Source organism: Sporomusa intestinalis, assembly GCF_055383785.1.
The window spans coordinates 3,819,832-3,840,573 of sequence record NZ_AP042390.1; the positions used below are offsets into that span (position 1 = coordinate 3,819,832).

The 20,742-nt window shown below is 51.9% G+C and carries 17 protein-coding genes; 3 read left to right on the plus strand and 14 right to left on the minus strand.

Annotated features, from left to right (window positions below; translation table 11 throughout):
- Window positions 1–7 precede the first annotated feature (7 nt).
- Window positions 8–1,246, plus strand: a complete 1,239-nt coding sequence (locus tag ACZ481_RS18030) for an LL-diaminopimelate aminotransferase (RefSeq protein WP_464766716.1) — start codon at window positions 8–10, stop codon at window positions 1,244–1,246.
- 18 nt (window positions 1,247–1,264) lie between these two features.
- Here ACZ481_RS18030 and ACZ481_RS18035 read toward each other — a convergent pair whose 3' ends face one another.
- From ACZ481_RS18035 to ACZ481_RS18085, 11 genes are all read right to left on the minus strand, one after another.
- Window positions 1,265–1,708, minus strand: coding sequence for a hypothetical protein (locus tag ACZ481_RS18035; RefSeq protein ID WP_464766717.1), 444 nt, complete (start codon window positions 1,706–1,708; stop codon window positions 1,265–1,267).
- Window positions 1,698–2,294 carry a GTP-binding protein gene (locus tag ACZ481_RS18040; RefSeq protein WP_464766718.1) on the minus strand — a complete coding sequence of 199 codons (597 nt, stop codon included), beginning with the start codon at window positions 2,292–2,294 and terminating at the stop codon, window positions 1,698–1,700. The genes ACZ481_RS18035 and ACZ481_RS18040 overlap by 11 nt, the downstream gene beginning before the upstream one ends.
- Before the next feature lie 73 nt (window positions 2,295–2,367).
- Entirely contained in the window at window positions 2,368–3,165 is a 798-nt protein-coding gene (locus ACZ481_RS18045) for a methyltetrahydrofolate cobalamin methyltransferase (RefSeq protein WP_464766719.1), read from the minus strand.
- A 180-nt stretch (window positions 3,166–3,345) separates the two neighbouring features.
- Window positions 3,346–4,725: a methyltransferase MtaB domain-containing protein gene (locus ACZ481_RS18050; protein ID WP_464766720.1), complete on the minus strand. Its 1,380-nt coding sequence runs from the start codon at window positions 4,723–4,725 to the stop codon at window positions 3,346–3,348.
- Window positions 4,726–4,770: 45 nt separating this feature from the next.
- Window positions 4,771–5,406, minus strand: coding sequence for a cobalamin B12-binding domain-containing protein (locus tag ACZ481_RS18055; RefSeq protein WP_464766721.1), 636 nt, complete (start codon window positions 5,404–5,406; stop codon window positions 4,771–4,773).
- Between the two features lie 347 nt (window positions 5,407–5,753).
- Window positions 5,754–6,416, minus strand: coding sequence for a corrinoid protein (locus ACZ481_RS18060; protein WP_464766722.1), 663 nt, complete (start codon window positions 6,414–6,416; stop codon window positions 5,754–5,756).
- A 13-nt stretch (window positions 6,417–6,429) separates the two neighbouring features.
- Window positions 6,430–7,701 (minus strand): PocR ligand-binding domain-containing protein, encoded by a 1,272-nt coding sequence (locus tag ACZ481_RS18065; RefSeq protein ID WP_464766723.1) that lies wholly within the window; start codon window positions 7,699–7,701, stop codon window positions 6,430–6,432.
- 58 nt (window positions 7,702–7,759) lie between these two features.
- Window positions 7,760–9,601, minus strand: a complete 1,842-nt coding sequence (locus tag ACZ481_RS18070) for an ASKHA domain-containing protein (RefSeq protein WP_464766724.1) — start codon at window positions 9,599–9,601, stop codon at window positions 7,760–7,762.
- On the minus strand, window positions 9,579–10,256 hold the full coding sequence (locus ACZ481_RS18075; protein WP_464766725.1) for a DUF1638 domain-containing protein: 678 nt from the start codon (window positions 10,254–10,256) through the stop codon (window positions 9,579–9,581). The genes ACZ481_RS18070 and ACZ481_RS18075 overlap by 23 nt, the downstream gene beginning before the upstream one ends.
- Before the next feature lie 215 nt (window positions 10,257–10,471).
- Window positions 10,472–11,335 carry an MBL fold metallo-hydrolase gene (locus ACZ481_RS18080; RefSeq protein WP_464766726.1) on the minus strand — a complete coding sequence of 288 codons (864 nt, stop codon included), beginning with the start codon at window positions 11,333–11,335 and terminating at the stop codon, window positions 10,472–10,474.
- 42 nt (window positions 11,336–11,377) lie between these two features.
- Window positions 11,378–12,199, minus strand: coding sequence for a polysaccharide deacetylase family protein (locus tag ACZ481_RS18085; RefSeq protein ID WP_464766727.1), 822 nt, complete (start codon window positions 12,197–12,199; stop codon window positions 11,378–11,380).
- Between the two features lie 220 nt (window positions 12,200–12,419).
- On the opposite strand from ACZ481_RS18085, the gene ACZ481_RS18090 reads away from it, so the two are divergent.
- Window positions 12,420–15,005, plus strand: a complete 2,586-nt coding sequence (locus tag ACZ481_RS18090; RefSeq protein WP_464766728.1) for a RyR domain-containing protein — start codon at window positions 12,420–12,422, stop codon at window positions 15,003–15,005.
- Between the two features lie 90 nt (window positions 15,006–15,095).
- On the opposite strand, the gene ACZ481_RS18095 is transcribed toward ACZ481_RS18090, so the two are convergent.
- Window positions 15,096–15,539 (minus strand): MarR family winged helix-turn-helix transcriptional regulator, encoded by a 444-nt coding sequence (locus ACZ481_RS18095; protein WP_464766729.1) that lies wholly within the window; start codon window positions 15,537–15,539, stop codon window positions 15,096–15,098.
- A 218-nt stretch (window positions 15,540–15,757) separates the two neighbouring features.
- Between ACZ481_RS18095 and ACZ481_RS18100 the strand changes: the two genes are divergently transcribed.
- Window positions 15,758–16,963, plus strand: a complete 1,206-nt coding sequence (locus tag ACZ481_RS18100; protein ID WP_464766730.1) for an ornithine--oxo-acid transaminase — start codon at window positions 15,758–15,760, stop codon at window positions 16,961–16,963.
- A 192-nt stretch (window positions 16,964–17,155) separates the two neighbouring features.
- On the opposite strand, the gene ACZ481_RS18105 is transcribed toward ACZ481_RS18100, so the two are convergent.
- Together ACZ481_RS18105 and ACZ481_RS18110 are read right to left on the minus strand one after the other, a co-directional pair.
- Window positions 17,156–18,607: an IS1182 family transposase gene (locus ACZ481_RS18105; RefSeq protein ID WP_464766731.1), complete on the minus strand. Its 1,452-nt coding sequence runs from the start codon at window positions 18,605–18,607 to the stop codon at window positions 17,156–17,158.
- Window positions 18,608–18,684: 77 nt separating this feature from the next.
- The gene (locus ACZ481_RS18110) at window positions 18,685–20,430 is read right to left on the minus strand and encodes a two-component system sensor histidine kinase NtrB (RefSeq protein WP_464766732.1); all 1,746 of its coding nucleotides are present in this window, start codon (window positions 20,428–20,430) and stop codon (window positions 18,685–18,687) included.
- Window positions 20,431–20,742: the final 312 nt, after the last annotated feature.

The window sequence follows — 20,742 nt, forward strand, 5'->3', positions numbered from 1 at the left end:
TCAAACCATGGCGGACAATTATATTCAGCAGCTGTTTGCCCAGCGTATCGGGGGAAATTCATTCGGCCAGGACACGGTCTTATACAAGTTTGAAAAAATTAAAAGAGCCAAACGGGCGGCCATTGCCAACAATCCAGGGCGGGAATTGATTGACCTGGGTGTGGGCGAACCGGACTGGATGGCGGAGCCGGAGGTTGTCGAAACCCTGTACCGCGAGGCCCGGCGGCCGGAAAACCGCGGCTACACCGACAACGGCAGCCAGGACTTCAAGGCTGCCGCCGCCAGCTATATGGAAACAGTGTACCAGGTGGCCGGTTTAGACCCGGTAACAGAGGTAAACCACGGCATTGGGTCCAAATCGATCTTGGCCCTCCTGCCGCTGGCCTTCATCAATCCCGGCGACATTACGCTGCTGACAGTTCCGGGCTACCCGGTCCTGGGCACCATGACCAAAGCCCTGGGGGGCGAAGTGCTCCCCTTGCCCTTGCTGGCAGACAATGCCTTCCTGCCGGACCTGGATTCCCTGACGGCGGAGCAATGCCGCAAGGCCAAGCTGCTATATCTCAATTACCCCAACAATCCCACCGGGGCGACGGCAACCAGGGAATTTTACGAAAAAGCAGTCCGCTTCGCCCGGGACAACGAGATTATTGTTGTTGCCGACGCGGCCTATGCCGCCCTGACCTTTGACGGCGAAAGGCCGCTGAGCTTTTTGTCAGTCGCCGGCGCGAAAGACGTAGGGGTGGAGATCCATTCCCTGTCGAAAGCCTATAACATGACCGGCTGGCGGTTAGCCTTTATCTGCGGCAATGAGCTGGTTGTCAAAGGCTTTGCCGCTGTCAAGGACAACAATGACTCCGGCCAGTTTGCCCCTATTCAGCAAGCAGGCGTTTACTGCCTGCAGCACCCGGAGATATCGGTAAAAACAGCCCAAAAATATTCCCGCCGCCATGACCTGCTGGTAGAGGTGCTGCGCAGCGTTGGCTTCCCGGTAACAAAGCCCAGGGCTTCCTTTTATCTGTATGCGCCAATTCCCCGGGGCATAAAGAACGGACCGGTGTTTCCTTCGGCCGAAGCTTTTTCCGAATACCTGATTGCAGAACAGCTGATTTCCACCGTACCCTGGGATGACGCCGGGGCCTATGTGAGGTTCTCAGTCACCTTCGCCGCCCGGGATGAGGCCGCAGAGCGCCGGATTATGGCCGAAATCAAACACCGCCTGGCGGCGGTTGAATTTATCTTTTAGGAACAGCCTGCCGGGCCATTACCGTACCGGCCGCAAGCCTCTTTTTCGGCCGCCGGCCACTGACAACGACCGGCCGCGCCGCGGATAAACACTGCCGCCAAGCTCGGCCAGCGCTGCCGCTACCACCTTCTCGACCTCACTCAGGGTATAGCCGAAAACCAGCACATTGACACACAGCTCCAGATGGCTGACATCAGCCTCTTCCCGCTCAGGCCAGTGCTTGGAGGGGGTAACATCCACCTGCGTCAACCGGGTATGGGATAAAAAAAGAAACTGCTCGGGCGCTGAATCCGATAATTTGGCCAGCACCTTAATATGACCCAGAATCACCTCATTCCGGGATAAGGCCCTGCCAATAGCACCGATAAACTCCCGCAACAGGCTCTCCGCGGCCAGTGCGGTTAGGGGCTCCGCCAAGATAATACGCTGATTGCGGCTAAAAACGGTTGCCTCACTGTCCACAGCAGATAACCTCCTCCAGCACCGCAGCAGGTAGTTCCCGGCTGGCGCTGCCGCTGACAATCCGGAGACCGGGCTCAATCGCCTGCAAATCCCCTGTTATCTTTTCCAGCTCCTCACCGTCCAGATCGGCCTTATTAAGCACAATCAGGTCACTTCCCGCCACTTGTCCGATCACCAGCGGTTTCAGCATCGCCATCAGTTCCGACCACCGTCCCCGGTCGACAATAGTGACTGTCTTAAAAGCAGCATACACCTTACTGTATTTTCTGATCAGGCCGGCTGTTTTGGAGGGATAGGCGAGGCCGGTCATTTCAATAATCAGCCAGTCCGGTTTTACCGCCGTATAAATTTCGTCGATGGCACTGATCAAATCGGTGCCGATCTGGCAGCACACGCAACCGCCAAACAGCTTTTTTACCTGCAGGCCGCGCTCGGAAAAAAGCTTGTCGTCAACCCCGGCGGCGCCGATCTCATTTTCAATAATGGCGACAGTCTGGCGGCGGGTGTCTGTCAGGTATTTTGCTACCTGCAAAATAAGTGTGGTTTTGCCTGATCCCAGAAAGCCGCCAAAAAGCAAAATATGCATAGGTTCTCCCCTTCTTCCCTGCTAACAGCAAGAGGCTATCTCCCCCACTTGGAGACAGCCCCTGCAATCTAAATTACCAGACAAAAGCGTCGCTGCGATAGGCCTCAAGGTAGTTTACACAGAAATTATCACGGCCGGCCAGTGTTTCAGCCGTAATAATACTGGCCATCATCGCTTTGTCCAGCGGGTTAATAATCAATCCGTCCAGCCCTTTGGCAATTCCCATGACGGCAAACATCTGATTCATGAATTTGCGGTTCGGCAAGCCGTAGGAAATATTGGACAACCCGCAAACAGAATGCACGCCTGGGTAGTTGGTCATAATGGCCTGGATCGCGTCTAAAAACTCGATGCCGAAGGTATCGCTGGTAGCAATCGGCTGTACCAGGGCATCGACATAAATATTATCCAGAGGCACATTATGCTGGGTGAGGTTATTGATCAGCTTATCGGCAATTTTCAGCCTGTCCTCGGTAGTCTCCGGCATGCCGTCATCACTCATACATAAGGCCACTACCTTAAGATCGGTGCCGGCAACGACAGGCAGCAATTGATTATACCGCTCTTTCTCCAGGGAGATTGAGTTAACCATCGCTGTTCCCTTGTGAATCGCAAGAGCCTGTTCTACGCATTTCGGGTCAGGACTATCAATGCAACAGGGGGCATCTACAGCTTCTTGCACAATCTTAACCAGCCATTTCAGGTAATCTGCTTCCTTGCCAACGAAAATTCCGGCATTCACGTCAATGTAATTCGCTCCGGCTGCCAGCTCATCTCTGGCTACTTTCTGAATGGCTTCCACATCCTGGGCTTCTATTGCCGCCGCGATGGCTTTACGGCTGGAATTAATCAGTTCTCCGACAATTATCATGCTTTTATTGTCCTCCTTCTCTCACGATTCAATATAAGCCGTAGTCCGCCCGCACCTCCCGCTTCCGCCAGGGGGAGTTGCGGGCGGCTAAGTCCCTGGCTAAGGGTAACTAACCTTCAGGCGGGAGAGGGGTACCCGCCTGAAGTAAGTTTTTATGAGTTACGCTGCACCGGCCGGGAGTCAGTCCAGTTCATATTCGGACGGAATAAACGTATCCAGTTCCAAATCGCCCTTCACTTCATGCCAGAACTTTTCTTCATCATCCGGAATAGCCGCCACCTGATCATCCATGATATCCAGCCAGTTCTTTTCCCGTTCGGCAATATAGACTTCTTTATTGTCAACGGCCTTTCTGATGGCATCTATTGCCAGTTTGGCCCCGGCCTTGGTCCGGAGGAACGGTGTTTTGGCCTTGACCAGTTCCCGGCTGATGTCAAAGACTACATCAGGCCGCAGCACATATGCCTGGGGATCCCATTTGGAATCAGATTCTGCCAGCAAATCCCGGAAGGTAATCCCATAGCCTTTTTGTTTCGCCACATTCATCAGCCGGCAGTCATAAATGAGCTGCTCAATGGAAACGACCGGGGCGATATCGGATAAGAGCCGGACATTGGTCACAGACTCATTGCTCCAGAGGTCGGCCACCGCGGCGGCAATGTTGCCGACTGCACTCAGGTGAGCACAAGCCGCTGATTTTCCTTCCATGGCGATCGGGATGCCGGCTATCGCTTTGCAGTATACACCTTCATAGCCGCAGTCCTTATCCGGGCCAACCGCGCCGGCTTCATAAGCCGCCAGAGTCCTGGCCGCACTGGCTACCCGTACCACCGCCGCAAACACATTGGGGATAAAACCCTTGTGGGCGAGGACCATCGCCGTATTGGCAAACCCACAGGCCGTATCGCCGGCGGCCTGGGCCCCATTCTCCTTAGCGATCCGTACAATGTGCTCCCACAGGAATTTCATATCCCGCGTGCCCATAATCCCTAAGGCAAAGATAACCTTGGTCAGGTCGGCATTCACCAGCGCCTCGTCATGAATCTCTTTGCCGCCGGTTGACTCAATGGCGATAAAGTCAGCCCCGCCCTTGGCCGAACCTTCAATTGTCCGCAGCAGGTTGTCAAAGATTTCGCCACTGCGCATCAGCGGCGGCCGCTTAAATTCCCGCACATCACCGGGCGTGCTGCGCAGCGCGCTTTTCAGCCCGTATTTGGCTTCATATTCCGACATGGCATTGCGCAGCAGATTACTGACTTCAATGCCCCATTCAGGGACAAGGGTCATCTCCGGCAGCATTTCGAACTCCACCACAATCCCCGGTGCATACAATTCTTTCGCCCGTTTCAGCACCCCGTTGATCATTTCACTGTAAATCTCTTTGATTTCCGGCATGGTACCGGCGTTTACCTCCATTGGCGGCAGGGTAAAATTCAGTTCCGGGTAAATTTCGCCACCGCCGATCACCATCCCGTTTTTGCATGTAACAGGATTGGGTGCACTGCCATAGATAAAATCGTTTAAAGAATTATAAGCCAGTTTATCATACGTCCTTGCCATTTTAACTCTACCTCCCCAACTCTCGCTCTTTTTACTGGTCCCTTATTATTTTTTGGCCAGTATTTTTTTAGCAACATCCACGGCCACGACAGCATCTTCGGCGTAATAATCGGCGTTGATGCTCTTGGCATAGTTTTCACTGACAGGAGCGCCGCCGATCATGAACACAAACTGGCTGCGCACGCCGTCTTTTTCGAACTCCTTGATTACGCTGTCCATATAAGGCATGGTTGTCGTAAGCAGGGCAGACAGGCAAACCATGTCGGCCCCGACCTCTTTGGCTTTATTTAAAAACGCCTGGGCAGACACATCGATCCCCAGATCATACATCTCGATCCCCGCGCCCTTGAGCATCATCCGTACCAGATTTTTGCCGATATCATGCAAATCGCCTTTTACGGTACCAATGACAGCCTTGCCGATCGGCTTAACTCCGGTAGCCGTCAAAATAGGCTCCAGCACCTGCATGCCGGCATTCATGGCTTTTGCGGCCATTAACATCTCCGGTACATACACTTCGTTATTTTTAAATTTTTCTCCTACTACCGACATCGCCTGGATCAAACCGTCATTTAAGATTTTGGTCGGTGACACATTCTGGGCCAGAGCTTCAGACACCAGTTCTTTTACTTTGGCGGTACTTCCTTTTTGCACAGTAAGCGAAAGTTGATTTAGATCCATTTTTCTTCCTCCTCTTGTTTTGCGGTGATTTTCTTTTCAGTCCTCACACTCATATGTCATAATGGCGATATATGCTCTGATCATCTGAAATCGGCGTAGCCACCTCCTTCTGATACACCCTGTACCATATATTGCCTTTACCTGTTTTCATTATAGCATTATTGACATTCTGAAAATTCGCAACAGTTTTGTACTTTTGAATGCAATCCGTGCATAATGATATTTGCGAAGAAAATCACAAAACAAGTTTACCGTAACCGGTACCACCGGCAGCGAATGCAGCAGCCGGCCCTTGCGGCAAGGGCCGGCTGTTTTGTTCGCCAGACGTCAATAGCAGTCGTAAGTTTCTAAGTAGCCAGCTTGCGCCTGAGCACAATCTTATTCAGATTGTGCTCCAAAAAGCTTTTGGCGTCCTTAGCGCATTTAAAGTAACAATCAGCGCCGATAGCGCGGGCAAAGGCTTCGTCGACAGGCGCTCCGCCGATAGCCACAATCATGCCCTGCCGCATCTGGGCTTCTTCCAGTGCATTGATGACTTTGCGCATGACCGGCATCGTCGTTGTCAGCAATGCCGCCATCATCAGGATTTCCGCCTTGGTTTTTTCCACGGCCTGAATAAATTTCTGCGGCGTGACATCAATCCCTAAATCGACAATATGGGCACCGGTCCCCATTACTGTCAGCTTTACCAGATTTTTGCCGATATCATGCAGGTCCCCGGCTACAGTCCCAATCACGATGGTGCCTGTTGTCGGCCGCTTGGCCTTATGCTTCAGCTGCGGCTCCAGGATTGTCAGGCCGGCATGCATGGCCCGTGAGGACATTAACACCTCCGGAACAATGACCCGCCTGTGGCTGAATTTATCGGCAACCAGGTCTATACCGACAATAAGTCCCTTTTCCAGCACCGCCAGGGCCGGATACCCCTGGGATAAAGCTTTGCAACAAAGTTCGATTACGGCTTCTGCATCGCCGGCCTTGACTTTTTCGGTAATTTCAGCATAAATCATGGCCATCCCTCCGTTAAGACAAACTATTACGATAAATCAATGGTGCCACGCCGATATGTTTACAAAACACCTTGGCAAAATAACTTTGACTCTGAAAGCCGACTGACTGGGATACCTGGGCGACACTCAGCTCCGGCTTTTTCATCAGCTCAACAGCCTGCTCCACCCGGACCCGGGTAATATATTCATTGACCGTGCATTTGAGTTCCTGCCTGAACAGGCGTGACAAATAAGAGGGACTGATAAACAGCTGCGCCGCCACATCATCAATTTTAATCGACCGCGAAAAATTCTCCATAATAAAGCCTTTCGCCTCATTGACCAGACCGCTGTGTTTCTTATCCTCCAGCGACAGGCTTTGGTCCAGAAATACCCCCACCAGTTTCTGCATGCGGAAAAAAAACTCTTCCATCTGGCGGCATTCATTGATCTTCTCGTTAAATTGCTGCAGCATGACCATAACGACCTCCGGTTCGGCCCCGCCTTCGACCGCAGCCCGCGAGGTCAGCGCGGCCAGTTCGACAATCCGCATTTTAATGGTCCTTTGGTCACCGGTGGCTTTAACAAACAGCTGGGTCAGCAAGGTGTGCAGATGTTTTTCCGCCCTGGCCTTGTCGCCAAGCCGGATATAGCGGAGAAAGCTTCGCTCCCGCTGCAGATAGGTCCCGTAATCGTTTTCCTCTTTGGCGGTAGACTGCTGCTGCTTTTTGCGCTCCTCCAGCTCTTTGCGGATCCGCTGCTGGATCTTATAGGTATCCACCTTTTCCAGCACCAGCAAGTCCCGCTGCATCAGCTGATTGACGGTGACATACAAGACATCGGCCGCCGCCTGAAAGCGGTCAGGGGCAATAATATCCAGCTGATTTACTTTTCTTTCCATTTCCGCAAAATCATCCACTTCCGGATTCAGCTCGCGCAGCTCCTGATAAAAGAACCGGTCCGGTTTCCACAGCAGCACCTGGCTGCAGATAATACTGCCCAGCGAAATCCCCCGCAGGCTGATAGGCACTACCCAGATCACCAGGCCGGCCCGGCAGCGGAAGAAATACGGCTCCTCCCACTTGGAAGCTTCCTGCGTGGCCTGTTTGTAAGAAGCCCGGCACTTCGCCACGCCGTTGGGTTTACTGCGGATATACCGGCAAAACTCGCAACGCTCGGCTGTGGCAAACAACCCGAAGGATTCGCCGGCTTTGTTGACAATCGCCACATGCAGGCCGGTTGCTTTCGAAAAATTCTCTAATACCTCCTGGAGATACTGGAGATCAACCAGATTTCTGTCAACCATCGCTTCTACTCACCCCAATCTGTCTCATTATCTTGTAACCGCATCGGGGTAAACCTGATTATAGCTCGCAGGGTGCGATATACATGCTTTCCATAAAATACATACTAAAGGTGGCGCTGCCGCCCAGTTCAACATGGGTAATAGTATTGGCCTGGCGGCACAGGCGGTCAAACGCCCGCTGGTCCAGCAGTGCCTTAACGGCCCCGGCATGGGCCGCATTGCCGGCTGTCCGGAGTTTATGCAGGCTCAGCTGCGGAATAAGGCCAATGTCCACTGTACTGGCCAGATTAAGATGAGACGCAAACGTGCCGGCCAGCACGACCGAATCCAGCTCAGCCAGCCCCAGGCCGGCAATATCCAGCAAGGTCCGGATACCGGCGCAGACCGCCCCTTTTGCCAGTTGCAGCTGACTGATATCACGCTGGGTTAAGACAACATCATTGCCGGCGCCGTCAGAAGCCAGAACAAACTCCCGTCCCTGCCGGCCTTCACGGATACGGGCCAGCAGACCGGGACTCAGCCTGGCCTGCTCCTCCGGCTCGGCCGGATTCCGAATGCCGCCCTGTTGATTGATAATGCCGGCCTGGCGCATTTGCTGCACCGCTTCAATAAGCCCCGAGCCACAGATGCCTGTTGCCGGTCCGCCGCCGATAACGGCAACCGTCACTGACTCGCTGTCAATCATGACCCGCTCAATGGCCCCCGGCTGCGCCCGCATGCCGCAGGTAATGCCGGCGCCTTCAAAAGCAGGGCCGGCAGCAGTGGAGCAGGCCCACATCCGGGAACCGTCCTGCAAATACAATTCACAATTCGTGCCAATATCGATCAACAGGTGGCGTCCCTGCTGCAAAAGCGCCTCCGCCCCCAGCACGGCCCCCAGCGTATCACCGCCGACAAAGCCCCCCACATTGGGAAATAAAAGGACCTTAGCCTGGGGCTGCAGCTGCAGGCCGGTTTCAGCGGCACTAAGGTCCAGGGCATCGTTGCAAACCGAAACAAACGGCGACAGGGCCAGGAAAGAAACATCCAGCCCCAGAAACAGATGGTGCATCGTTGTATTGCCCACCACCACCGCTTTATAGACTTGCTGACTGTCAACCCCTGCAGCCGCATACACTTTACTCAGCAGGCCGTTAATTGTGCCGGTTACCGCCTGGCGCAGCAAATCACGGTTATGCTGGCTCTGATTCGCAAAATCAATCCGGGAAATTACATCAGCCCCATACAGGGTCTGGCCGTTCTCCGCCGCCGCCAGGTGCAGCAGGGTTCCTGCGGCCAGATCATACAGCGCAACGGCAATATTCGTGGTCCCGATATCAATGGCCACGCCGTAAACAGGCGGCTTATCAGTTCCCGGCCGCACCGCAAGAATATGCTGCTGCCATAAAATGGCGGTAACCGCAAACTGTTCCTGTCGCAGCACCGGGGCTAACGTTTGCAGCTGCGGCAGCCCGATCGTCACCGCAGGCAGCGAATAGCTGGCCTGCAGTTTTGCCACCAGCCGTTCCCTGTCGCTGCGCTCATCGTCAAGCGTTGGCAGGTCCACCTTGACGGGGGCCGGCAGCAAACCACAATGCTCGCAGCTGGCTTGTTCCGCCAAAAACAGGAGTGCGGTTTTGCGGTCCATATGCCCGCCGGTGCCGCAAACCACATTCATGCCCGCCGCCGGCTGAACCTGGCAGGCCAGACGGATGCCTGTGGCAATTTCCCCGGCACTGAGCCGCTGATATTCCACTGCCGTCGGTTCCGGCGCCTGGCCGGCTATGGTGACTTTGCATTTTCCACAGGTTCCCTTGCCATTGCAGATATTGGTCACAGGCAGTTTCCGGCGCAGCAATACCGCCATTAAACTCTCTCCCGGCAATACATTCACCGGTTCAGCATTTACCTTGATCTGCATACCAATTCCCCTCCTCCACTATTATCGGCTTGCCGGGAGCGACCCGGATCACATCGGGCTGCTGCCTGCCGCTGACGACTGCCCCCAGCAAGGCAAGGTCGCCGGGCACCTCGCTAACCTTCCAGTTGAAGAAACTGGCAATCCGGTTGACCTGCAGCCGGCATTGCCTGAGTGTTTCCCCCTCACAAGTCCTGATAAATACAGCTTCCTCGTATTTGCCATACAGTGTCTGAATCAGATACCGGGCATCTGCCTCGCCATATTTTTCAAAATATTCCAGATATTCAGCATAGGGATCTCGTCCATATTTCAGCCAGCCCTGGCTAAAATAATAGACGGCCGGATTACGTTCCGAAAGTTGCTGCCGCCGCCGGTCTGAACCCAATAACAGGCTGACACAGTCATGGGCTGCCGGCGCCACCATGGGCACCCGGGCGGAAACCAGTCCCGCCAGGGCGTGCGAACACCGCCCATAGGTCAGGATAATCAGGTCATAAGCCTGGCTGGCATCAATTCGCCGCTGGATTTCCTGATGCAAATCCCCGGGCAGGGCATGTAAGGCAAAATCAAGAAATTCGCAGTCTATCCTGGCTGTAAGCTCCAACCCTGTCACTTCCTCCTGCGTGGCTTGGCAGCCAATTAACTTAATGCGCAATCCTCACCCCTCCCGGCTAGTAATGTATGCAAATGTAAAAATTATGCAGTTATAAATTATGATATATAATTTCAAATTTAAAGTCAATTGCTATTCGGCGGCGGAGATTGCTGCCAATGCTGAAAACCGCTATCAATCGGGCCTTTAGGGTTGCTGAAAATAAAAAAAAGCCGGCTTTGCGGAAAACGACAACAAAGCCGGCACCTCTTTTTTAGCTAACCTTTTTTGGTTTTCAATACAGTTTTTATCATTCCCCGGGCATTTAAATTAAAAGCGTTGAGCGGCTGTTCCCGCCTGCTTTCGTCATCCCGGAAATTTTTTTCATATTCGCTTAAAATTTCTTCCGCCGTACAGCCTTGCGCAAATAACCGGAGAATAAAATTTCTGGTTTCTTCGATTGCGGCCAGACATTGCTCCCAGTAACCAGCCGTTTCCGCTTCACTCAGCAGACCGTGATGAGGCGAAATAATAAAGCGGGGCCTGGCTGCCCTGCATTTCTTAATAGACGCAATGGCGTCGGTATCACTTGTTATAAAGCCGGGATATACCACGCCGGCCTTACTCATATACCCGGTAGTTTCACTGGGGAACAACACGCCGTTACTGAGCAAAAAGGACAGGGAACATTGGGTGTGTCCTTTTGTTTCCAGCACGGTAATGCCCAATCCCCCCAGTTCCAGCCTGTCCCCGTCAGCAAGGCACTGGTCCACTTGCAGCAAGGCATCATCATATGCTGCCGGCACAGCAGCACCATAAAGCAGGGCCGCCTGCCGGCCAAGCTCCTTGATGGTTTGCAGCGCATTCGGCCTGGTTAAGATCCGCCGGGCATATTCGGCACCGAGCACCCTGGCCGCCGGCCAGCTTGTTTTTAGATAAGGAATGGCTCCGATATGGTCATAATGAGAATGGCTGATCAGAATATAATCCAGCGGTCTGGCAGCAAGCACCTGCCTGATATTGCTGATAAGCCGGTCTGCACAATAGGCCATGCCGCAATCGATCAAAGCTGTTTGGTCTTGACCGAGGATCAAAAAAGCGTTGCCGCCTTTGCCCCCGGTAACATCTACAATTCTCTCCATTTATTCACCTTTATCCTCGTTGTGTGTTAGGGGCTTGCTCTTTTACGGCTCAATTATCTCAGGCAGATAATCCAGTAATTTGGGCGGCGTCGGCGGCTTGTCAAGCCGGGTAAGCAAGCTGTCAAAATCAGTAGTGTCGAAAATGGGAATCCGCCTTAATAAAAAAACATGATCCCGGCCTGGTTTGTTCAGGCCGCTTAATACGGTAAAAGCCCCCTGATAGCCGCTGGCCTCCGCCGCTTCCCAGACCGGCAGGTTATAAAAACCGTAGGGATAGGAAAATAGCACAGCCGGCCGGCCGGTGATCCGTTCCAGCTGCCGTTTATTGCCGCTGATTTCGCGCTTAAGCTCCCTGTCATCCAGTTGGGTCAGGTCCCGGTGGGTCATGGAGTGACCGCCGACACTGAAACCGGTTTGCGCCATCTCCCGCACTTGCCTGGCGGAAAGGCGCCGGTCGCTGTCAACATTGATTCCCACCACCAAAAAAGCCGCTGTAAAGCCATATTTCTTTAAAACCGGCACAGCATACATATAATTATCATCATAGCCGTCGTCAAAAGTAAACATAATCGGTTTCGCCGGCAGCGTTACCTGCCGGCCCTGCATATACGCAACCAGCTGCTCCGGGCTAATGGTCTCAAAACCAGCCTGCTTCAACAGCCCAAGCTGCCGCTCAAACTCGGCGGCAGTCACGGTCAGCCGGGGTAAGCCACCGTCGTCGCTGCCGATATGATGGTACAGCAGAACCGGGATACCCTCTGCCGCGCCGGCCCTGGCGCCAGCCCCCGGCAGCAGCATTAACCCGGCCAAAAGGAACCCGATCACTTTTTTCTTTAGCGTCAGCATCTTTCTTTGCCTACTCAATAGCAAACACCTCAAAGCTCAGTATACCAGTTTTGACGATTTTCGACAATGCCTGCCAGGGCAATTGCCTGCAGCGTTACAGGGGGAATTTTTTTTCGCTGCCCCAATCACATTATGATTACATTTGCCTTTAATATCAACTACAATATTAATAACAGCTACAATAAAGAAAACAGATTAGCCGGTAACCGGCTGGTCAAACAGGGGGAGGTCACAAACTGTGAAGAATACCAAAGTGAGTATTGCCGTCGCTGGCGATATCTGTGTAAATATCCATCAATGGCAAACTAAACAGCAGGGTCCTGCGGGGTTAAACTGGCAGCATTTCCCCCAGCTGCAGCAGGCCAGCAAAGGCGGCGCAGCGCTATTACTGGCCAAGCTTGTCGCTTTATCAACAGGAGCGGTCGTCCATTCACCCCAGCTGCAGTTGGCAGACGAAAGCCTGCCGCCGGGAATTCTCCGGTCTACGCTGGAGTTGGGTCTCTTCCCGGTACAGCATCAGGCCGGCCTGCCTGACAGGGTCTACCGCATAGCCCGGTTTCTGGGGTTTACCGGGCCTGCCGCCGGTTCCCCCGCCTTGCTGCCCATTATTGAGGACGATGTGCAGGCCCGGCTGGTCATATTGGATGACAACAATGACGGCTTTAACGCGAGCGAGGAATACTGGCCGCTGGCTTTGAAAACGCCCGGCACAGCGCCTGTTATTATTTATAAAACCAATAACCCCGCCAGCTCCAGCCCTATTTGGCAGCAGATTGAAAAAAACCACCTGCCGCATGCCATTGTCGTTATTTACGGCGACGATTTGCGGGCCAAGGGCGTTAATATCAGCAAAGGCCTCTCCTGGGAAAAAACGGCGCTGGACTTTGTCTGGCAAATCAATAATAATCCGGCCCTTGCCTATCTGGCCAATGCCCGCCACCTTATCGTCCCCCTGGGCCTGGAAGGCGCTGTTTATTATCGCAATGACGGCCTGACCGCTGAATCGCGTCTATTTTTTATGACTAATGAGTTTGAGGGGAGTTTTATCAAAGAATCACAGGGCCGAATGTACGGCCTCTCGTCCTGTTTTGTTGCCGGCCTTGCCCATAGCATTGTCGCCGGCCTCCAGCTGCAGGAGGATCTGACTAAATCAATTGAAGAAGGCATCCGCGAGGGGATTGTTGCGGCCCAGAAATATTATAACCTCGGTTTCGGTGCCGGGCTGCCGGATAATAACTTCCCTGATCCCGCTATATTTAGCGAAGGCGAAAATGATTTCATCTATAAAGAACACATTCAGGATGTTCCCATTCGCAATTCCAACAACCCCAAATGCCGGGCCTGCTGGTACATTATTAAAGACAAAAGCTCTACCGGCCTGTCGGAGATTGCCTATGATATTGTAAAAAACGGTGAAAAAAGCGCCCTTAAATTTATCCCCATCGCCAGATTCGGCAGCTTAATCACAGTGGACCGGACTGAAATTGAGGGTTACCGCAGTATAAAAAACCTCATCCTGGAATACATTTCCGCCAAACATGCCACCCGGCCGCTCTCCATCGCCGTGTTCGGCACCCCGGGCTCCGGCAAATCGTTTGGCGTTACCGAGGTAGCCGCCAGTATTGCCCCCGGATTAATTCAAAAACTAAGCTTTAATCTGTCCCAGCTGCAAAGCCTGACAGACCTCATTGCCGCTTTTCACAGGGTGCGGGATCTTGTCCTTGAAGGCAAACTCCCGCTGGTCTTTTTTGACGAATTTGATTCCGCCTTCAACGGCAGCCTGGGCTGGCTGAAGTACTTTCTGGCCCCGATGCAGGACGGGGTCTTCCGGGAAGGCGATTCGCTGCATCCGCTGGGCAAAGCGATTTTTGTATTTGCCGGCGGCACCAGCAGCACCTTTACAGAGTTTTGCGGCGAAACACTGCAGGACGAAGCAGAGTATAAACAGTTCCTCCGGCATTTCCAAAGCGCCAAAGGGCCGGATTTTGTCAGCCGCCTGCGCGGTTATGTCAATATCCTGGGACCGAATCAGACCGATGAACAGGGAGACCATTTATTTGTGATCCGCCGGGCTATGCTGCTGCGTTCCCTGTTAGAACGCAAAACACCGCATTTGCTGAACGAACACGGACAGGCGCAGATTGACGACGGGGTATTGCGGGCCCTCCTCAAGGCTCCCAGGTATAAGCATGAATCAAGGTCAATGGAAGCAATCCTGGAAATGAGCCGGCTGTCACAAGCGAAAAAGTGGGAACAATCCCATCTGCCGCCGAAAGAGCAGCTGAAGCTGCACGTAGATGAAGAGCAATTTGCCCGGCACCTGATGCATGATGCGTTCTACAGCGAAAAGATTGAGCAGCTGGCGATGGATCTCCATCATAAATCGGCTTATCTGCGGGAAGATAATGATCAGGCCGCTGCCGGCTACCGCTGTTCCTGGCCCGGCCTCAGGGAAGAATATAAGGCGACGGTCCGCAGCCTGGCCAAACACATTCCCAATGCCCTGCGCAAAATTAACTATGATGTTGTTGCCGTCAATGAAAAGCCGGCGCCAATCGAATTCTCCGCCAAAGAGCTGCGGCTGTTAGCCGAATATGATCATAAGCGCTGGTCACTGGAAAAAAAAGAAGCCGGCTGGAAATACAGCCGACTCTTCAATGAGCAAAAAAAGCTCCATCCCTTATTGATCCCCTGGGATGCCCTGACAGTGGAAATACAAAACAAGATCGTGGACAATATTAAATACTGGCCGGAAATTCTGGCCGACGCCAGCTTCGCGATTGAGCGCCTGAAATCCCTGTGTTATTGCGAAACCCAGCTCTGATCCTAAACCAGTCCGGCCGGCCTCCCCTGACTGCGTACTGCTTACGCCCGGCTATGGCTTACGGATAACAGCAGGGGAAAAACCGGTATATTACGGTACCAAGGCCTCCAGTTTGGCGATCAGGTGATTAAACTGCTCCACCTCCGGCTCCCCCAGATATTGCCGTAATGCGGCCTGGGCCTCATCCCATAACCCTGACGCAGTCCGGATGGCTGCTTTGCCCGCTTCAGTAAGGCGGATTTGCCGGGAACGCGGGTCGATGCCGGTATTCAGGGCGATGAAACCGGCCTCAAGCAGCGGCTTCATATTCCGGTTCAGCGTCGTCCGGTCAATACGCATGACTTTCGCCAGTTCACTGATTGTAACCGGCTCCACGTGCTCCAGGTGCCGCAGGAGGGAATATTGTGTAATTTTAAGCCCGCTGGGCAGTAAGATTTGTTCGTAAAACCCGGTTACCGCCCGGGAAGCCCGCCGTAGGTTAAGACACAGACAGGGACTGGGGGTTTTAGGATAGGTACCTGCAGCATGTTCCATGATACTAACACCTTTCACAATATAATCAAAAACACAGTGCATATGCACATATACATCTATTGCTAGAATATAACTTAATCCCGGGACTGTCAATATGAATACGCACCTGCTACAGCTGTAAATTTTTAGTCAAATAAGCCCGGGCCGGCAGGATTTGGCTTGGTCATCAGGGAAAGGGTACAAAGCGAGAACAATATCACCGTATAAGGAGAAAAGGTATGGTTATTTCCAAGGAAATTATGCGCAAAACCGATTTGCTGGGAGCCCGCAACTATCATCCCCTGCCAATAGTAATAGCCCGGGCAGAAGGGGTATGGGTGGAAGATCCGGAAGGCAACCGCTATATGGATATGCTCAGTTCCTACTCGGCCCTTAATCACGGCCACAGACACCCGAAAATTATCAGCGCCCTAAAAAATCAAGCCGATAAAGTAACCTTAACCTCCAGAGCATTCTATAATGATCAGCTGTATCAGTTGTTTGAGCAGCTGGCCGCACTTACCGGCAAGAATATGTTCCTGCCGATGAACACCGGCGCCGAAGCGGTGGAAACGGCAATAAAAGCGGTGCGGCGCTGGGCTTACCGCCATAAAGGCGTGCCGGAAAATCAGGCCGAGATTATCGTCTGCACCGGAAATTTTCATGGCCGGACAGTAACGATTACCTCCTTCTCTTCTGCGCCTGAATACCAGGAAGGCTTTGGCCCCTTTACCCCGGGTTTTGTCCTGATTCCCTACGGTGACCTGGCCGCCCTGGAGAAAGCGATAACCCCCAGCACGGCCGCCTTCCTGCTGGAACCGATTCAGGGCGAAGCCGGTATTATTCTCCCCCCTGACGGTTTTCTCCGCCAGGCCAGCCAGCTGTGCACAGCTAATAACGTTTTATTTGTCGCCGATGAGATTCAGACAGGTTTGGGGCGGACGGGAAAACTGTTTGCCTGTGACTGGGAGGATGTCATCCCTGATATGTATATACTGGGTAAGGCTTTAGGCGGCGGGGTGCTTCCCATTTCCGCCGTTGCGGCCGATAAAAGCATTCTGGGCTTATTCAACCCGGGCTCCCATGGCTCTACCTTTGGCGGCAATCCCCTGGCCTGCGCCGTGGCCACAGCCGCCCTGGAGGTGCTGGCAGCAGAAAACCTGGTGGAAAACTCGCTTACCCTGGGCCGGTATTTTCTTGACAAGCTCCGCCGGCTCTCCCATCCGGTCATCAGCCAAGCCCGCGGCCGGGGTCTGTTTATCGGCCTCGAACTGACAGTACCGGCCCGGCCCTATTGTGAACAACTGAAAAACAGGGGCCTGCTGTGCAAAGAAACCCACACAAACATCATCCGCTTTGCCCCGGCGCTGACAATTACCCGGGACGAGATAGACTGGGCCTTTAGCCGCATTCAGCAATGCTTTGCCGGCGCAGACAACACATAACCCGCTGTGCCCGCTTGGGGTTTCACCAGACCGGCAGGCAGCAGCCGGCCAATAAAGAAACACGGCTTGCGCCGAGCCATAGCAAAAGCGGAAGCCGCTGTTGCCCTTATCCAGGGAAAGTTAACCTTTCTATCAGGAAAACAAAGCCGCACCTAAAGGGTGCGGCTTTCAGACCGTAGACAAAAAGGCACTTTACGCAAAGCGTAAGGTGCCTTTTGTCAATGAGTGGAAACAAGGAGATAAAAAAGCAAGTTTTCCGAGCCAAAAATCGGCAAACAAAGGAGCTAATAGCCCCGTTCTCCGTTTCCAGGTGGCTAGCTTCTTTAAATTCATGCAGGCAAAAATAAGGGTTACCTGCATCTTTACTTTTTGCAGACCCCGCAATTGTGTATATCTCATTGCATGTTTTTCCTTTGCATCCGCAAATACCCGCTCAATCGTTTGACTTCTCAGTTTATAGATATCTCGATAGACTGGCATATGCCGATAGTCTTCGGCTATTTCTATGTAGTTCTCCCATACATGACGTGTGACGAGTTTTTGGTGTAACTGGCTTTGGGTACATTGCGATAAATACCGACAGTCTTTACAGTACTTGGGATCACTTTTAAATTCCTGGTATCCCTCCCGGTTCGTTGTACTGTATGACAGTACCTGATTGCCAGGACACACTATGCAATCATAATATTCATCATACACATATTCGTATTTCTTAAAGAATCCTTCTTTCGTCATTGGCCGCTTATACGGCACGGCCGGAATCCTTTCACTATCTATTACCTGCTTCATGATCCACGGCGTTTTATATCCTGCATCTACAGCCACTACTTTGATCTCTGGAAATTGACCGATTAGCTTGTCATACACTCTATCAAACAGGGTGCTGTCGTGACTATTTCCGGCCCCAACCTCAAAGTCCAGAATGAAGTTATGCCGGTCACAGGCTGTGTTAGTCACATAGGCAAAGCACTTGTCATGCTCTCCTTTGTGGAATAGCCCACTTTCCGGATCGGTGCAGCTTTGCTTGCTTGCTTTCATTTCCGGAGGCTCATCGTCATCCTTTTTCAGGGGCTTTTTCCCATGATTTTGCCGGTCTTTGTTGATTTCTTCCTCTAATTGCTGCTGATACTGCTTGGCCTGGTTTTCTACCATTTCATTCCGGGCTTTCTTTTTGTTTGCACTGGCTTTGATATGCGTTGCATCCATAAACACGGCACTCGCATCGACAAAACCACTATCAACGGCTTCTTGTAAGATACGGGCAAATATCCGCTCAAACACATCCGTATCTTTAAATCGTCTCGTATAGTTCTTGCCAAAGGTCGAGAAGTGGGGGATCGGTTCTGTCATATCGTAGCCGATAAACCACCGATAGGCCATATTCACTTCTATTTCTTTGATCGTCTGACGCATACTTCGGATTCCAAACAGGTGTTGTATAAATACTATTTTAAACAGGCTTACCGGGTCGATTCCCGGTTTTCCCCACTCTATCTCGCTATATAATCCTTTTACTTCTTCGTAGATAAAACTAAAATCAATGGCTCTATCTATATCCCGTAACATATGCTGCTCGGGCACTAAATCTTCCAAACATACAAACTTGATTTGCCTTTGGCTGTCTCGATTCTTTTTTACATACATAATAAAATCACTCCCTTCTTCATTTTACCATAATGTTGGGAGTGATTCTGCTTTTGTCTACAGGCTGAAAGCCGCACCTAAAGGGTGCGGCTTTTTCCGGCCTGTAAAAGCCCTCCTGCCCGGCGTCCTGCTTCTTCAGACCGCGGAATAACAGCCGCTTCCTGACCGGGCTTGGCCGCGCAGCAGCACGCCGGCTCGACCCGGGGGAAAAACATGGTAAACGACGTACCTTTATTGACCTCAGATTCCACCTTAATCACCCCGCCATGGCCTTCAACAATATTCCGGCACACGGCCAGGCCTAAGCCGGTTCCATTTTGTTTCGAGGTATAAAAGGGCTCAAATATGCGGTTAATTAGTTCCGGCTGGATGCCGGTACCGGTATCCTGAATAACAAGCGTTACGCCATTAACCGATTTCTTGGTGGAAATCCGGAGAGTCCCCCTCGGGCCCATGGCATCCATCCCGTTCCGGGCCAGGTTAAGAACAAGCTGCCGGATCTCCCTTGGATTCAATTCAAGGGTGTCCGTCTTGTCACAAAGACAATATTTCAGCTCAATCCCGTTTTTAATGGCATCAGACAAAATCAGGGGGTACAGCGAGTGCAGCACCTCGTTAATATCAAGGGGTATTTTATCAACCAGCCGGGTCCTGGTAAGCGACAGAAAGTCCTCGATGATACCATTCATCCGGTCTAATTCCTCTAAGATAATCCGGTAATATTCCCGCTGATCCTCCCGGCATTTCCTCTGTAATAACTCCACAAAACCTCTTATTGTACAGGCCGGATTCCGTAATTCATGGGCCACAGAGCCTGCCGTCTCGCCAATCGCATTCAGGCCCTCCAGCCTTGCCATTTCCTGCTTGGTTTTCTCTGCTTCGGATATATCGTGATAAATGGCAATCGCCCCGTTAACGCGGCCGGTAGCGGCATTAATAATCGGCGCTCCGTTTATTATCCAGTCGCAGTCCAGCTGTCTTACGTATTCGTTTCTAATTTCCTGTCCGGCCATTATCCGGCCAATAAAGCTTTTCTTATATTCAATACCCAACTGACCGGATAGTACCTGAATCGATTCTCCAATTATCGCTTCCCGGCTGTATGCAAGATATTTGTTGTAAAAATCCTGCATAGCCTTGTTCAAATTGGCGATACAGCCATTACTGTCTAACTCAATAATCGGCAGCGGACAAAGATCTATCAGGCAGGCAAGCTTTGAATTTGCCTGCCGTCCTGCTGCCTCCTCCCGTCCTTCGGCCCCCGCTTCACTGGCTGGAGAGGCTAACCGGCCGATTTCAACGGTAAGCTTATAAAAAACCAAATAGAGCAGTGACATTGTCAAAAACCAGCAGCCAAACACCAAACTGAGCAGTGATAGTGTGTGCCGGCCGATCTCCATATCGAGATAATCAGGCCTATAACTTGCCTCCATATAACCGGTGAACTGACCGTCAATATACAGTGGGTAGCTTACATGCAGCCCGGACTGACCCTCCCGGCCGGCCGGGTTATCAAAAGAAATCCCAAGCTCATATTCAGGGTTTGCCATTGCTGTCTCTAATAAAAACGGCTGATACACATTATTAAGAACAGCAGCCTTCTCTGCCTGGTTACTTGCTGATCCGTCCCCCTTGATAATCTCCCTGGCCAGCTCATCCTGATTGAGCTCTCTTTCAAGGGTTGAGGCTAATTTTAATAAAGCGAATTGCTTGTTGGTAACAAGCAGATCCTTTTTTTCAGCAATAAAATAACCGGCAACAGCTGCGGCGGCTATAGTAATTATAACACTGACAATCAGGTATGCCTTCCACGCAATGTTCAAACGACGCAAACAAAACATCCCTCTTTTCCCTTTATGGTTTACATCCCATCACAGTTAGTTTTTGCCGGAATGACCTGCCAATTACCATTAACCGCTTTATTCCATTAAGCTTCTCCACAATCCCAGCCTTTCAGCTGATTATCGACACCTCCGTCAGCTTAATACATATCCTGTCATTTTTGCCGCGCCACCTAAAAATAAACCAAATAAATATCCCGGCAAATCCCTAAAACCTTCATTCTTTCAACATGTATACACTTGTTCGTCATCGCTTAATTCAATTCCTTTATTTTCCAATTACAAAAAATGTAT